The sequence below is a fragment of the Lysinibacillus sp. NPDC048646 genome (assembly GCF_050272295.1).
In the GTDB taxonomy this organism is placed as follows: Bacteria; Bacillota; Bacilli; order Bacillales_A; family Planococcaceae; genus Lysinibacillus.
In genome coordinates this window covers 377,729-392,357 of record NZ_JBNNLZ010000001.1, presented here as the reverse complement: position 1 = coordinate 392,357, position 14,629 = coordinate 377,729, and the positions used below count along the sequence as shown (strand labels likewise).

Sequence of the window (14,629 nt, the reverse complement as noted above, 5' to 3'; positions counted from 1 at the left end):
ATGGTGCAGCAAATACCTGTGAAGCCAGAGAATGTTACTTGGACAGACGATCAATGGAAGGCGATTTATGCAAGTGGACAGGATACACTTGTGTCAGCAGCAGCTGGTTCTGGGAAAACAGCGGTACTTATTAATCGCATGATTGAAAAGGTTGTAGCGAACGACAATCCTATCAATGTTGATGAGCTACTAGTCGTGACATTTACAAATGCTTCTGCTGCTGAAATGCGTCATCGTATGGCAGAGGCATTAGAAAAGGCGATCGCAGAAAATCCAACATCACAACATTTGCGGAGACAGTTAAGTCTTGTCAATAAGGCGCAAATTTCGACCCTACATTCCTTTTGTTTAGCCATTGTCAAACAATATGCGTACATGCTAGATATTGATCCGGGTTTCCGTATAGCGAATGAGGCAGAGGTAGCATTGCTACGAGATGATATCTTAGCGGACGTCTTAGAAGCTGCATACGATGTTGAAGATGAAGCTCAGGTTCATGCAGTCTATCGCCTTGTTGATAGTTTTACATCAGATCGTGATGATCAGGCTATTGAAACACTGATGAGCAAGCTTTATGATACATCTCGTGTTCATGCTGAGCCGCAAAAATGGCTATACAGTCTACCGAAAGCATATGAGTTAGCAGAGGATGTCACGATTGATGATCTAGAGATATCAAAATATGTGAAACTCACAGTGAAACATAGCCTTGAAGAAGCTTTTGTTTTAATTTCTGAAATGCGTGCGATTACGTTGCAGCCAGAAGGACCTGCACCTTATGCTGAAACCGCAGAAATTGATTTTGCGATGATTCAAGAGGGGATTCGTATTAGTCGTGAAGGAACATGGCAGGAGTTATTTGATTTCTTTTCGACGGTGAAGTGGACGACATTAAAGCGGGTGGCGAAGGATGCTTTAGTCGATGTGGATCTACAAGAACTGGCAAAGAAAAAGCGTGATGCAGCCAAAAAAATTATTAATAAGCTTAAAGAAACTTACTTTGTACGCACCCCAGCAAGGTTGCTTGAAGAAATTCGTCTCATGGCACCGACGATTGCCACATTGGTTGAGTTGACAAACGTGTTTAGTGAGCAATTCCGCAGGGCGAAGGTAGAGCGAGGAATTATTGATTTCTCTGACTTAGAGCATTTTGCTTTACAAATACTAACTGAAAATGTAGATGGAAAACTACAGCCATCTCCAGTTGCATTGGATTTAAAAAAGCGTTTTAAAGAAGTGCTTGTCGATGAATATCAAGATACAAATATGTTACAAGAAACGATTTTACAGCTAGTGAAAACCGGCGATGAGTTGGACGGCAATCTTTTTATGGTGGGTGACGTTAAGCAGAGTATTTACCGCTTCCGCCTAGCAGAGCCAAAGCTCTTTATGCAGAAATATGGTGAGTTTATTGAGCAACCTGATGGGACAGGTATGCGTATTGATTTGAATGCGAATTTCCGTAGTCGCAAGGAAGTACTGAACGCAACAAACTATGTTTTTGCGCAAATAATGGGAATCCGTGTTGGTGAAATACATTATGATGAAAATGCTTCATTAAAGCCTGCTGCACCTTATGATGCAAAGGAAGTTCCAGTGGAGTTGGTCGTTTTACATCCACCGCAAGAAGAAGACATCGATGACGAAGTAGAGGATATCGTCATCGAAGCGTCTGAACTAGAAGAACTAAAGAAATCGCAGTATGAGGCTCGTTTTATAATTGAACGCATACAGCAAATGATGGAAGATGGCACAACTGTATATGACACTAAAATGAAGACAGAACGTCCGTTAAAATATAGTGATATCGTTATTTTAATGCGCTCGATGACATGGTCGACGGATTTAGTGGAGGAATTTAAGCTCGCAGGAATTCCCCTCTATGCAGAATCATCAAAGGGTTATTTCGATGCGCTTGAGGTCATGATTATACTCAATACATTGAAAATCGTAGATAATCCCTATCAAGATATACCATTAGCCTCAGTATTACGTGCACCATTCGTGGGCTTAACAGAAAATGAGCTGGCAAAAATTCGTTTAGCCGAGCCCCAAGCGCCTTTTTATGATGCATTGAAACAGTTCATACGCAGCGAAGGTTATGGCGTACAGACTACTACTTTTGAAAAGCTTCAACGTTTTATGTTGGCATTTGAAAATTGGCGTGATTTAGCACGTCGTGGTTCACTGTCAGATTTAATTTGGAAGATTTACTTAGATACGCATTATTATGAAATGGTCGGAGCTATGCCCAATGGCAAGCAGCGTCAAGCAAATTTACGTGTCTTACATGATCGTGCGTTAATGTATGAGAAAACGGCATTTCGAGGTCTATTCCGCTTCCTACGTTTTATTGACCGCATGCGCACACGTGGCGATGATTTAGGAACAGCGAAATCTATGGGTGAAAAGGATGATGTCGTGCGCCTTGTGACAATTCATTCATCCAAAGGACTAGAGTTCCCAGTCGTTTTTGTCGCAGGTATGGGCCGTCCATTTAATAAAATGGATTTCCACAATCCCTATTTATTTGACCAAGATTTTGGACTTGCTGTGAAAGCGATTGATCCAGAGGACCGTATTACTTATACCTCACTACCATTTTTAGCGATGAAAGAGAAAAAAGAGCTTGAAATGCGTGCTGAAGAAATGCGTGTGCTCTACGTAGCAATGACACGTGCGAAGGAGCGACTGATTTTAGTTGGCTCCGTAAAAAATTGGGAAAAAACGCTCGACAAGTGGCAGGACGCACAAAGTTTGCCTGTAGATGCCCCATTACAGGAATATTTACGTGCTCGTGCAAATTGTTATTTTGACTGGATAGGGCCTGCAGTGGCAAGACATGTGGATTTTGGCCCACTCTCTACAACGATGTATAAAGAGCGAGAGGATGCATCACATTGGTGGGTACGAGCGATCGAAACAAGTTGTTATATGTATGAAACAGTAGCTTTAGAGGATGATGTACAGCAAATGTTTGAAACCGTAGAGGATACAGCGCTACTTACGGAAATTTCTAGTCGTTTCCGGGCGCAGTACCCATTCCAAAGGTCTACACAAAAACACTCGAAAACATCAGTTAGTGAAATTAAACGCTTAGAAAATTTACAGCGTCAAGAAGAACCAGAGTACTTTTTTACGGTACCAAATAAGCAAAAGTCTGCGATTGCACCAAGGCCATCCTTCTTACAGGAAAAACAGATGACTGGCGCAGAAATTGGAACAGCTGTCCATACAATCATGCAACATGTACCACAGTATGGTTTTACGAATTTGCAAGAGGTTGAGAACTTTGTTGCTGATTTAGTGACCAAACAGCTATTAACTGAGGCAGAGGCGAAGGTCGTCCCATCAACGAAAATATTGCATTTCTTCACAACAGACATTGGCCAACGTTTAAAAAATGCGAAGCGAATTCGTAGAGAAATGCCGTTCACGATTAGTCGTGTGGATGAGGATGGTGACGCGCAAATCGTCCAAGGAATTATCGATTGTTTGTTTGAGGATGCAAATGGTGAATGGGTATTACTGGATTATAAGACAGACCGTATTCAATCACATTTTGCGGAGGAGCCAGCATTATCGAAGGAACTAGTAGGGCGCTATGGTGTACAATTACGAGTTTATAGTGAAGCCATTGAATCTATTTTGCATATGAAAGTGGACGTCAAAGTGTTGTACTTATTCGACATTGAAAGAGCATTATACGTATAAGGCAACCTTATCATGATGAAAACAGTCCATTATAAAAAAGTAATGGGCTGTCTTTTCACAATAGCGTAATATTAAGGGAAGTGTGTTTGAAAGAGGAGGCAATTTCGTGGATTTAAAACCAACAATGTTGCAGGAACGTATCGCAACATTAGATATTTTACGTGGGATTAGCTTACTAGGTATTTTACTCGTTAATATGTATGCCTTTTATTTGCCAATGCCACATATAGATTTGGCGTCTTGGTTTACGACACCATCTGATATGGTTTGGCAACAAAACTTAGATATTTACGTCCAAAGTAGCTTTTACCCATTATTTGCTATGTTGTTTGGCTATGGTCTAGCCATGCAATGGCAAAAAGCTCAAAGTCGTGAGCAAAACTTTTATGGTACTGGCTTACGGCGATTAGTTGTATTATTTATGTTTGGTCTTGTGCATGCGGTACTGATTTGGTGGGGCGATATATTAATGACTTATGCATTTTGTGGCGTCTTTTTACTGCTTCTTCTTCGTCTGCATCCAGTTTGGCTATTGTCTATAGGAATAATTATTAATGGTTTCATGCATGTTTTTATGTTGTTTATAGTAGGCTATATAAACTTTAATACGCAGATTGATTCGTATTTAAACATTACTGCGGTAGAAAAAGCGATAACGGCTTATGGTGCAGGTAATTGGCTAGACGCCTTTATGCAACGTTTATCAGACCTATCTGTACAGGCTGGGGTTGGTATGTGGATTGCTTCATTATTTACTATTTTACCGTATATGCTTATTGGAGCGGCAGCTTCTAAATGGCATTTAGTGGAGCGAGCAAAGGAGCTAAAATGGCTGTGGCTAGCATTAACGATAGTAGGACTGGCTTTAGGTATTTTTGTGAAGAGCATGCCAATTCTAAATACACGTACGTATTTACTTGAATACATAAAGGTGTATGTGGGAGGGCCAATTTTATCGGTTGGTTACATTGGACTGATTGTATTACTTTGCATGATTCCATTTGTACCAAAGTTGCTTCGTCCATTTGCCAAAATTGGTCGCATGTCTTTAACTATGTACATATTACAATCCATTATAGGGACATGCTTATTTTATCAATTTGGGTTTGGGTGGTATGGAAAAGTCAGCGTCGCAACAGGTGTATTAATTGCCATTGGCATAATTGTTGTACAAATGGTGTTCGCTGAAGTTTGGCTATCAAAATGGAAGCAGGGACCGATGGAAGCAATTTGGCGTAAATTAACATATAAAGTGAAACCCGGCGATACCAATTAGTTGTTATATACGTAGTAGTGTTTATATGCAGTGAAAAAAGTTATCGCAAAATTGAGGTAATTTAGATCATATTGTTGTATCATGTAGAAAAAAGAAGGAGCTCTTAAATCATGAAAATTTTATCATTTAAATTAGGTGGACATGTAAGTTTTGGACCGAAAGTAAAAAAAGAAGAAGCAGTATGGGATGTACTGGCTATTCAAAATGAACTTCAAGTTCTCCCTTCTTTTTCAAATTCAATCGTTGATGGCATTGCTTTAGGCTATGATTTTGTAGAACAGATTCGTAAATTAGTAGAGGCAGCTGAAAAATCAAAACGTGCGGATAGCTTCAAACGTGAATTTACAGTGATTGAATGGTTATCGCCAATTCCTCGTACACCAAAAAATATTATGTGTATCGGTAAAAACTATAATGAGCATGCAAAAGAAATGGGCGCAGAAGCAGCTCCAACAGATCTAATGGTATTTACAAAATCACCGACTGCTATCGCTGCTGACGGTCAAACGATTTCAATTCATGCAGACCTTTCATCCCAAATGGACTATGAAGGAGAGCTTGCAATCGTGATTGGTAAACGTGGTAAAAATATTCCTAAAAACTTAGCATACGATTACGTGTTTGGCTATACAATCGCCAACGACATTACAGCTCGTGATTTGCAAGATAAACATAAGCAATACTTCTTGGGCAAAAGCTTGGATGGAACTTGTCCACTTGGTCCATACCTTGTGACAAAAGATGAAATTCCAAATCCACAAGAGTTAACTGTCGTAACAAAAGTTAATGATGAAGTACGCCAAAACGGTACGACAAAAGATATGATGTTCTCTGTAGAAACATTGGTATCCATCCTATCTCAGCACGTGACATTAGAGCCAGGAGATGTTATTTTAACAGGTACGCCAGCGGGTGTAGGGAAAGGCATGAACCCACCACAATTTTTAAAAGCTGGTGATACTGTGAAGGTATCTATCCAAGGAATTGGAACATTAGTGAATCATTTCGAATAACTGTTCAAATCCGCGTGAGTATATACTCCGCGGATTTTTTTAGTAAATTTAGTGAACGCAATTGTAATATTTGAAACGATTTCCACCACATGATAGGATAGAGTTTGATAGAAAAAGAATGAGGTGGGGACACGAATGGATTTTTTAACAAATACAACACATCTACACATTACGACATGGGTAGTCGGTCTCGTAATCTTTTTTATTGCAGCACTTAGTGGCAAGCAATCTAAAGGCTTACATATGGCATTACGATTATTTTACATTTTAATCATCATTACTGGTGGTGCACTATTTATCCATACAATGGATTACGGGCAAGGTATGCTTTATGGCTTTAAATTTATCGCTGGTATTTTAGTCATCGGTATGATGGAAATGGTATTAGTTCGCCAAAAGAAAAACAAACCAACAGGCATGTTCTGGATTTTATTTGCAGTATTCTTATTCATTACACTGTTCTTAGGATTCAAATTACCAATGAACATTGATTTCCTAGCATAAATGCTCGTAAAGGTCGTGAAGTTTTCGCTTCACGGCTTTTTAGTGTTTAAAGGAAAGTACGCATCGCCCAATTAAAGTGATAGATTGCCTTAGGACGAGTGAAGAATGCAAGGTTAGCCGAAGAACGCTCGGGTCAACCGCAGAACCGCTCAGCTACAACTTACAATCGCTTGAGTGGGCCAAAGTGGAACTTAAATTAGCATAGAATAGAGCGTAGTTAGCGTTATGTGTCGCTTCTGTCTGCATAGATTAGACTGGGAAGATGGCTCAAGTTGACACCTTTTTGCCGTAATTCATTTTTCAATTTGGGAAAATATTTTGAAATGATAGCGACGTTACTGTTTTATTTGGTAAAATGACGATGGATTGGTTTGAAAGAGAGGGAATAAAAGTGAAATTTAAGAAGTGGATAAGTGCGACAGCTGCATCGCTTTTACTGGTGACTTCATTGTTAGGAACAACACCAGTGGTACTGGCAGACGAAGTACAAACAAGAACGATTGCACAAGAAAGCATCTATGATTTACTCGTTGACCGATTCTTTAATGGCTCGGGCACTAACGATTTTGATACCAATACGCAAGACCCTTCGAAATTTGCAGGTGGTGACTTCACTGGGCTACAAGATAAACTAAAATTTATCGGAGAGATGGGATATACGATTGTCTCCATTGGGACAATTTTCGCTACAGAAACGTATGATGGCTCGATGCCAACAAGCTATACATCATTAGAAGAGCATTTTGGCACAGCAGAAGAATTCCAAAGTGTTATCGAAGTCTATAAAGCGAATAATATGTCGGTTATGATTGACTTTCCTCTAAACAATGTGAGTGCAAATCATGAATGGGCAAAGGATGCAACAAAACAGGATTGGATTACCTCTACAAATAATGGACAAGTACAATGGGATTTGAAAAATAAAGATGTACAAAACGCCCTGATTGAGGCTGCAACAGAATTCGCCTCTACATATAATATCGGTGGTATGCGTTTAACAAATATTGCTGATGCTGATACAGCATTTATAAATGCGCTAATCGAGGCGTTAAAAGGCACGAAAGAATCGTTTTATGTCATTGCAAATGAAGAAAGTGATGCCAATTTTGATGCGAACTTCTCACCTGCAACGGCTGATATTTACCGTAATATTTTTAAAAATGTTGATATGGATTCATCAAAGCTAATGGACCCTTTTTCAGGCGAAAAACCAACGCAAATTATGATTGATTCCCTTCAAACGCATCGTTTTACATTTGACTCTGCGAATGAAAATATGTTCCCACCAACTCGCCTAAAAATGGCGTTGGGTGCTTTATTTATGTTGCCAGGTATACCAGTTGTGCAGTATGGTTCGGAAATTGCGATGAATGGGGAAGTGAAACCCGATACGCATCAATTGTACAATTTTAAAACTGATGAAGAGTTAATCGACTTTGTGAAAAATGTACAATCCTTACGCAATAAATCTGCCACAATACGCAATGGCGATTTTGAGGTTATTACAAATGAAAACGGTTTACTTGTATTTACACGAACTTCTGATGAAGAACAATGGGTCATCATGGTGAACAATACAGGTAAAACACAACGAGTTGATTTTACATCGGCTCAGCTTGGCGAAGGTAAAATGCTAAATGGTATTTTGCACGAAGAAAAAGTTCGTATTAATGAAAAAGACGTGTATCCAGTGATTTTAGACCGAGAAATGATTGAGATTTATCAAGTTAGAGAAGATAAAGGATTAAACCTTCCATACATGGTAGCACTTGGTTTAGTATGGCTACTATTTATAGGATTTGTAGTTGTGATTATTAAACGAGGTAAATCACGTCGTCAGGAACAAGACGCTATAAAATAACAAATAAAAATCCCTCCAGTTTGCCTTTTGGTCGGGCGTGGAGGGATTTTTACATTAAGCTTGGTAACTTTTATTTGTAAAGAAAATAGCAATTGTACCTGGTCCTACATGGGAGCCAATAACTGAACCAATCATTGTCATTTGAATAGCTTTCGGTGCGAATTTATCCTGGATGGCTGTTTTTACTTCGTTTGCAAAGACAGAGTCGTCACTATGGCTAATACCGACAATTTTATCGGAAAAATTACCACCGCGTTGTTGCATCAAATCTAGCATACGTGCAATGGCCTTCTTTCGTCCTCGTGATTTTTCAATTGGCACAAGCTTACCATCCTCAACATTTAATATCGGCTTAATACTAAGGAGTCCACCAAGAAATGCACTAGCTTTAGATACGCGACCACCCTTTGCTAGGTAGTCTAAATCTTCTACTGTAAAAAGATGCTCCATCTGTGAAGCAAGAGAGGTTAATTTTGTTTCAAGTTCTTGCAATGAGGCACCTGTATTGCGAAGTTGAACCGCTTCTTCAATCACTAAACCATGGCCGAAGGAAGCACATTTAGAATCAATGATCGTGAGCTTTAACGATGGATATTGTTCAAGTACTTGATTGCGAATCATCATAGCAGTACTATATGTACCTGATAATTCCGAAGAAAATGCGATATAAACGCCTTCTTCGTCGCTTTGTGCTAGTTCTTCAAAATGTTTAAGGAAGAGCTCTGGTGACACTTGTGACGTTTTTGGGTGGGCACCTTGTCGAATAGCATCGTAAATTTCCTTAGAATCAATTGCAATGACATCATCATATTCGCTGTCGTTTAAATGCACGCGTAATGGAAGTAGCACGACATCATTCTCTTCATAATAAGACTTCGGTAAATCACATCCACTATCAGTAAAAATTTTCATTATCTTGTCCCCCTAAATAAACTGTCTTCCTCCAAATTTAAACTGTAAAAAATGGAAAGTCAATTTGAACTTACTACTTAACTATGATAATTTCAAGCGTTCAATGAGTATTTTAGCAATACCATCTTCGTTATTGGTCGTAGTAATTTCATTGGCAATATTTTTTAAGGATGGGATGCCATTGCCCATAGCTACACCAATGCCTGCAAAATCAATCATTTCTAAATCATTATCTTCATCGCCAAAGGCAATAATACGCTCACGTGGGATACCTAAATCTTTAGCAACATGTGAGATACCTACGGCTTTATTTAAGCCACGACGGACAATCTCAATAATGTGTAGTGGTGCGCCCCAACGACGATGCTCGATTACCTCTGCATGAACTGCTTGTAAATGATCGCGAATAATCATAGAATTCGCTTCATTTGCTTGGATAAGTAGACTTGTCGGATTTTCTTGCAAATGTGTCGATAAATCACCGAGTGTAATTTTGGGGTTGCCCATATTAAAAATGTTTAAAATCCGGTCATGCTCTGTATGGACATAAATGTCATCCATCACCTCGGCGATAATATTTTCATATTCATAACTATTTACCGAATCAACGACATCTCGTACAACGCTTAAATCAATCGGTGTATGCATCGCGTGCCAAGCTATATTTTTAGGATGGTGAACGTAAGCACCATTAAAATTTACAATGGGCGTTGTAAGTCCAAGTTCATGGTAATAAATATCGCTAGCACGATAAGGACGACCTGTGGCAATCATCACCTGATGTCCTTGTTCTTTCGCCTGCAATAATGTTTTTTTAGTTTTCTTTGAAATTTGTTGTTGGTCCGTCAATAACGTCCCATCTAAATCTAAAACAATTAAATGCGGTTTCATAGCATGTTGCCCCTTTCCTATATGTTTGAATAGTATCTCTTTGTCACCTTCGCGTCAAAATTTTGTCATGTAGAAAAAAGTTTGCTAACATAAAAAGAAGAGACAAAAGTTGGGAGTGACAAAGATGTTCACAGAGAGAGAAGTGTGGGGAAATATTCCTTTATTACATATATATACAGAAGATATGAATGAAGAAACCCCCGTCGTGATTTTCTTACACGGCTTTATGAGTGCAAAAGAACATAATTTACATTATGCATATCAGCTAGTCCATAAAGGGGTGCGTGTCCTATTACCAGATGCAAAATTACATGGTGATCGAAGTGAAGGCTTAACAGAGATGCAAATGAATTCACGCTTTTGGGATATTGTCTTAAATTCTATTCATGAAGTAGAGCAATTATATAATGAGTTAAAGAATAAACAACTGTTAGTGAATGATAAAATTGGTGTGGCAGGTACTTCGATGGGGGGAATTGTCACATCTGGTTGTTTAAAGTTTTATGATTGGATACAAACAGCGGCGGTATGCATGGGTGCACCTAGCTTTATAGAATTAGGCGCATATCAATTACAGCAGTTTGCTGAAAGTGGCTTAAATTGGCCCATGTCAGAAGAAGAAATACGAAAAACGAATGAGCTTTTAGCGAAGTATGATATAAGCTTAACACCAGAAAAATTTGCACAACGCCCGATATTTTTCTGGCATGGTAAAAAAGATAAAACTGTGCCATTTAAAGATACGTATACTTTCTATTTAAAATTACGTGCTTATTATGAAACAAATCCAGAAGATCTGAATTTCTTCGTTGATAATCAAGCTGGTCATGCTGTGACACGTGAGGGAATGCTAGCAGCAACTGGATGGCTTGCGCAGCATTTGGCATAATAAGTTGCATCTGCTATGATGAAGTTAACACTGTGATGGAAGGAGAAATACGGATGGATCAAGATATGAAAGACAGCATGTTTAGTGCATTAGAAAATGTAATTGACCCTGAGCTGGGTATTGATATTGTCAACTTAGGATTAGTATATGATGTTGAATTAGATGATGAGGGCTTAGCAACTGTCACAATGACGCTAACTTCAATGGGATGCCCAATGGGTCCTGTTATTGTTGATCAAGTAAATACAGCATTAAGTGAACTACCAGAAGTGAAAAGTACAAATGTTAACATTGTATGGAATCCACCATGGTCAAAAGACAAGATGTCTCGATATGCAAAATTGGCATTAGGCGTACGTTAATAAGACTTTAGCATAAGGCGCTTGTAGCTAGGTAAGGTACAAAATAGCGTACGTAAACAAACAAAATCCCACTTGCACAATATGCAGGTGGGATTTTGTTATAGAACGGATCAATCGATACGACAAATTTGTAATGGACAATTTTCACAGGCGATTTCGTCTTTTAGAACTTGTAGATCATGAATCGTTATATATCCTTTTTCAAAGGATAAAATATTATGCTTTTTTAAATCATTTAGCATACGATTTATCATTTCTCTACTTGTTGCACACAGATTAGCGATTTCAGAATTTGTTAGTGGAAAGTCGATGAAAATAGTGCCGTTTTCTAAAACCTTGCCATAGGTATTAGATAGGCGGATTAACGTTGAAAATAAAGCACCTTTCTTACCGTTTAATACTAAATCACGCAAGCGGCTTTGATGTTTTAAATTTTCAGTTTGTAGCCATTTCAAATACTCAATCATTAAATACGGTTGCTCTAATAATAACTGCTCTAACGATTTACGGCTAAGGACGTATAACGTAGATGGCTCTAATACTTTTGCAGTCATAGAGTGGTAAGTAAGGTTACAAAATAATGAACCCTCTCCGATAATACTATCAGGACCACAGATTCGTGTTGTTAATTCCTTTCCACTTTCAGTTTCCTGACTAATCGAAATAGCACCAGTTTTTATATAATATATTTCTTTCGCACGTTCGCCTTCTAAAAAAATTTTACTTTCCTTATTCACTTTTATAAAAACACCGTGCTTTTGAAAAAGAGCATGGATTTTCTCTTGATTATCATCCATTAGTACCATAAATCAAACACATCTCTTTCTATTTGTAATAGTGACCGTATTACAAAAGAATGGTGATTAATCATTCCGATATATTAAAACAAAGAAACATATGATTATTATAACGTAATCTACCGTAAGTAAGGGGAAAAAATTTTAGCGCTTATTTTTTGCTTGGTCTTGTCGATTGTTGTAAAATAAAGTTAGTCAAAAAAGGTCAAACGTTATTCTCTGGAATGTGAATGTAATTACGCCAAACAAAATTTAAAAGGAGTGCTTACGATGCAATTTCAACAAACAGATGATAAAAAGCCATTAGAGCAATTTGGACGTAATTTAATCGAAGAAGTAAAGAACGGCAAGATGGATCCAGTAATTGGCCGTGATGAAGAAATTCGTCATGTTATTCGTATTTTAACCCGAAAAACTAAAAATAACCCAGTATTAATTGGTGAACCAGGTGTTGGTAAAACAGCGATTGTAGAAGGACTGGCTCAACGCATTGTGAAAGGTGATGTACCGGAGGGTTTAAAAGAATGTGTATTGTATGAGCTTGATATGAGTGCGTTAATAGCAGGGGCCAGTTATCGTGGACAATTTGAAGAACGATTAAAAGGTGTATTGAAAGAAGTAAAAGAATCAGAAGGTCGTATCATTCTATTTATCGATGAGCTTCATACGATTGTTGGTGCAGGGAAAACAGACGGTGCAATGGATGCTGGGAATATGTTAAAGCCGATGCTCGCTCGAGGAGAATTACATTGTATCGGTGCTACAACTTTAGACGAATACCGTATGTATATTGAAAAAGACCCAGCTTTAGAACGTCGTTTCCAGCAGGTGCTTGTGCGTGAACCATCTATTGAAGATACTGTATCCATTTTACGTGGCTTAAAAGAACGCTTTGAGTTACATCATGCTGTAAGAATCCATGATCGTGCCATTGTAGCGGCAGCGGAGCTTTCGAATCGCTATATTACAGAGCGCTTCTTGCCTGACAAAGCCATTGATTTAATAGACGAGGCTTGTGCAATGATTCGTACGGAAATTGATTCCATGCCACAGGAATTAGATGCAGTGACACGTCGTATTATGCAACTAGAAATTGAAGATCAAGCACTACGAAAAGAAAAAGATGAGGCAAGTAAAAAAAGACTAGAACAATTACGTGATGAGTTAGCCAAACTAAAAGAATCCTCAGAAGGTATGCGCACGCAATGGGAAGCAGAAAAAGAGGCTCTTCATGGCATTCAGAAAAAACGTGAAACACTCGATAAATACCGCCGTGATTTAGAGGAGGCTGAAAGTAAATATGATTTAAATAAAGCGGCAGAATTACGTCACGGTAAAATCCCTACACTTGAAAAAGAAATTCAAGAGATGGAAAAACAATTAGAAGATGGAACAGAAGCACGTATTTTACGCGAGGAAGTAACTGCAGATGAAATTGCATCGATCGTATCTCGTTGGACAGGTATACCAGTGACGAAATTAGTTGAAGGTGAACGTGAAAAATTACTGCGTTTAAAAGATACGCTACATGAGCGGGTTGTTGGGCAGGAGACAGCTGTTCAGCTTGTAACTGAAGCGGTATGGCGTGCTCGCGCAGGCATTAAAGACCCACATCGTCCGATTGGTAGCTTTTTGTTCCTAGGACCAACTGGTGTGGGTAAGACTGAGCTAGCAAAGGCACTCGCTGCACAGTTATTTGATTCAGAGGATCATTTTATCCGTATAGATATGAGTGAATACATGGAGAAACATAGCGTATCTCGTCTTGTTGGTGCACCTCCAGGTTATATTGGCTATGAAGAGGGAGGACAATTAACAGAAGCTGTCCGCCGTAATCCGTATTCAGTTGTTTTACTTGATGAAATTGAGAAAGCTCATCCCGATGTGGCCAATATATTACTGCAAATTTTAGATGATGGCCGCATTACGGATAGTCAAGGGCGTATGGTGAACTTTACAAATACGGTCGTGATTTTGACATCTAATATTGGTTCTAGTTATTTAATGGAAGCAAAAAAAGACGATGCAGCAGTTGAAGATTTAGTCATGGCAGCACTACGTCAACATTTTAAACCAGAACTACTAAATCGTATGGATGATATTATTCTGTTCCATGCTCTATCAGATGAGCATTTCACAGCCATCGCTTGGAAATACGTTGAACAACTTGTAAAACGTGTAGCAGAGCAAGAAATAACTTTAGAAGTAGAAAAAGACGTTATTGATTGGGTTGTGGAACAAGGCGCAGATGCACAATTTGGTGCGCGACCATTAAAACGTTTCGTGCAACGTTATATTGAGACAGCGGTTGCGAAGGAATTATTACGTGGTGAAGTATTACCTGGTGATACCTTGCATGTGAAAATGCGTGATGGTCATTGTGTCGTTGAAAAATAATAGAAAAAAACCT

11 protein-coding genes are annotated in these 14,629 nt (G+C 38.7%); 8 read left to right on the top strand and 3 right to left on the bottom strand.

The window, feature by feature from the left end; translation table 11 throughout:
- From addA to ACQKII_RS01835, 5 genes are all read left to right on the top strand, one after another.
- Window positions 1-3,714 (top strand): helicase-exonuclease AddAB subunit AddA, encoded by a 3,714-nt coding sequence (addA, locus tag ACQKII_RS01855; RefSeq protein ID WP_427455777.1) that lies wholly within the window; start codon window positions 1-3, stop codon window positions 3,712-3,714.
- 106 nt (window positions 3,715-3,820) lie between these two features.
- The gene (locus ACQKII_RS01850; protein WP_427455775.1) at window positions 3,821-4,990 is read left to right on the top strand and encodes a DUF418 domain-containing protein; all 1,170 of its coding nucleotides are present in this window, start codon (window positions 3,821-3,823) and stop codon (window positions 4,988-4,990) included.
- A gap of 110 nt (window positions 4,991-5,100) precedes the next feature.
- A complete protein-coding gene (locus ACQKII_RS01845; RefSeq protein ID WP_427455773.1) occupies window positions 5,101-6,003 on the top strand; it encodes a fumarylacetoacetate hydrolase family protein in 903 nt (300 codons plus the stop codon).
- Between the two features lie 135 nt (window positions 6,004-6,138).
- Window positions 6,139-6,507 carry a YisL family protein gene (locus ACQKII_RS01840; RefSeq protein WP_427455771.1) on the top strand — a complete coding sequence of 123 codons (369 nt, stop codon included), beginning with the start codon at window positions 6,139-6,141 and terminating at the stop codon, window positions 6,505-6,507.
- 391 nt (window positions 6,508-6,898) lie between these two features.
- Window positions 6,899-8,368 carry an alpha-amylase family glycosyl hydrolase gene (locus ACQKII_RS01835; RefSeq protein WP_427455769.1) on the top strand — a complete coding sequence of 490 codons (1,470 nt, stop codon included), beginning with the start codon at window positions 6,899-6,901 and terminating at the stop codon, window positions 8,366-8,368.
- Between the two features lie 54 nt (window positions 8,369-8,422).
- Here ACQKII_RS01835 and ACQKII_RS01830 read toward each other — a convergent pair whose 3' ends face one another.
- Together ACQKII_RS01830 and ACQKII_RS01825 are read right to left on the bottom strand one after the other, a co-directional pair.
- Window positions 8,423-9,280 carry a DegV family protein gene (locus ACQKII_RS01830; RefSeq protein ID WP_427455767.1) on the bottom strand — a complete coding sequence of 286 codons (858 nt, stop codon included), beginning with the start codon at window positions 9,278-9,280 and terminating at the stop codon, window positions 8,423-8,425.
- Between the two features lie 81 nt (window positions 9,281-9,361).
- Window positions 9,362-10,171 (bottom strand): Cof-type HAD-IIB family hydrolase, encoded by an 810-nt coding sequence (locus ACQKII_RS01825; protein WP_427455765.1) that lies wholly within the window; start codon window positions 10,169-10,171, stop codon window positions 9,362-9,364.
- 124 nt (window positions 10,172-10,295) lie between these two features.
- Between ACQKII_RS01825 and ACQKII_RS01820 the strand changes: the two genes are divergently transcribed.
- Window positions 10,296-11,060, top strand: a complete 765-nt coding sequence (locus ACQKII_RS01820) for a prolyl oligopeptidase family serine peptidase (RefSeq protein WP_427455763.1) — start codon at window positions 10,296-10,298, stop codon at window positions 11,058-11,060.
- Between the two features lie 53 nt (window positions 11,061-11,113).
- On the top strand, window positions 11,114-11,422 hold the full coding sequence (locus ACQKII_RS01815; RefSeq protein WP_143997368.1) for a metal-sulfur cluster assembly factor: 309 nt from the start codon (window positions 11,114-11,116) through the stop codon (window positions 11,420-11,422).
- 110 nt (window positions 11,423-11,532) lie between these two features.
- Here ACQKII_RS01815 and ACQKII_RS01810 read toward each other — a convergent pair whose 3' ends face one another.
- Window positions 11,533-12,219, bottom strand: a complete 687-nt coding sequence (locus ACQKII_RS01810; RefSeq protein WP_427455913.1) for a Crp/Fnr family transcriptional regulator — start codon at window positions 12,217-12,219, stop codon at window positions 11,533-11,535.
- Between the two features lie 270 nt (window positions 12,220-12,489).
- On the opposite strand from ACQKII_RS01810, the gene ACQKII_RS01805 reads away from it, so the two are divergent.
- Complete coding sequence (locus tag ACQKII_RS01805) at window positions 12,490-14,616, top strand: ATP-dependent Clp protease ATP-binding subunit (RefSeq protein WP_427455760.1); 2,127 nt, start codon at window positions 12,490-12,492, stop codon at window positions 14,614-14,616.
- The last annotated feature ends 13 nt before the right edge of the window (window positions 14,617-14,629 follow it).

Coding starts and splice junctions, on each gene's coding strand:
- ACQKII_RS01825 (WP_427455765.1), bottom strand. CDS start 10,171: ATGAAACCGCATTTAATTGTTTTAGATTTAGATGGGACGTTATTGACG.
- ACQKII_RS01840 (WP_427455771.1), top strand. CDS start 6,139: ATGGATTTTTTAACAAATACAACACATCTACACATTACGACATGGGTA.
- ACQKII_RS01830 (WP_427455767.1), bottom strand. CDS start 9,280: ATGAAAATTTTTACTGATAGTGGATGTGATTTACCGAAGTCTTATTAT.
- addA (WP_427455777.1), top strand. CDS start 1: ATGGTGCAGCAAATACCTGTGAAGCCAGAGAATGTTACTTGGACAGAC.
- ACQKII_RS01815 (WP_143997368.1), top strand. CDS start 11,114: ATGGATCAAGATATGAAAGACAGCATGTTTAGTGCATTAGAAAATGTA.
- ACQKII_RS01805 (WP_427455760.1), top strand. CDS start 12,490: ATGCAATTTCAACAAACAGATGATAAAAAGCCATTAGAGCAATTTGGA.
- ACQKII_RS01845 (WP_427455773.1), top strand. CDS start 5,101: ATGAAAATTTTATCATTTAAATTAGGTGGACATGTAAGTTTTGGACCG.
- ACQKII_RS01810 (WP_427455913.1), bottom strand. CDS start 12,219: ATGGATGATAATCAAGAGAAAATCCATGCTCTTTTTCAAAAGCACGGT.
- ACQKII_RS01820 (WP_427455763.1), top strand. CDS start 10,296: ATGTTCACAGAGAGAGAAGTGTGGGGAAATATTCCTTTATTACATATA.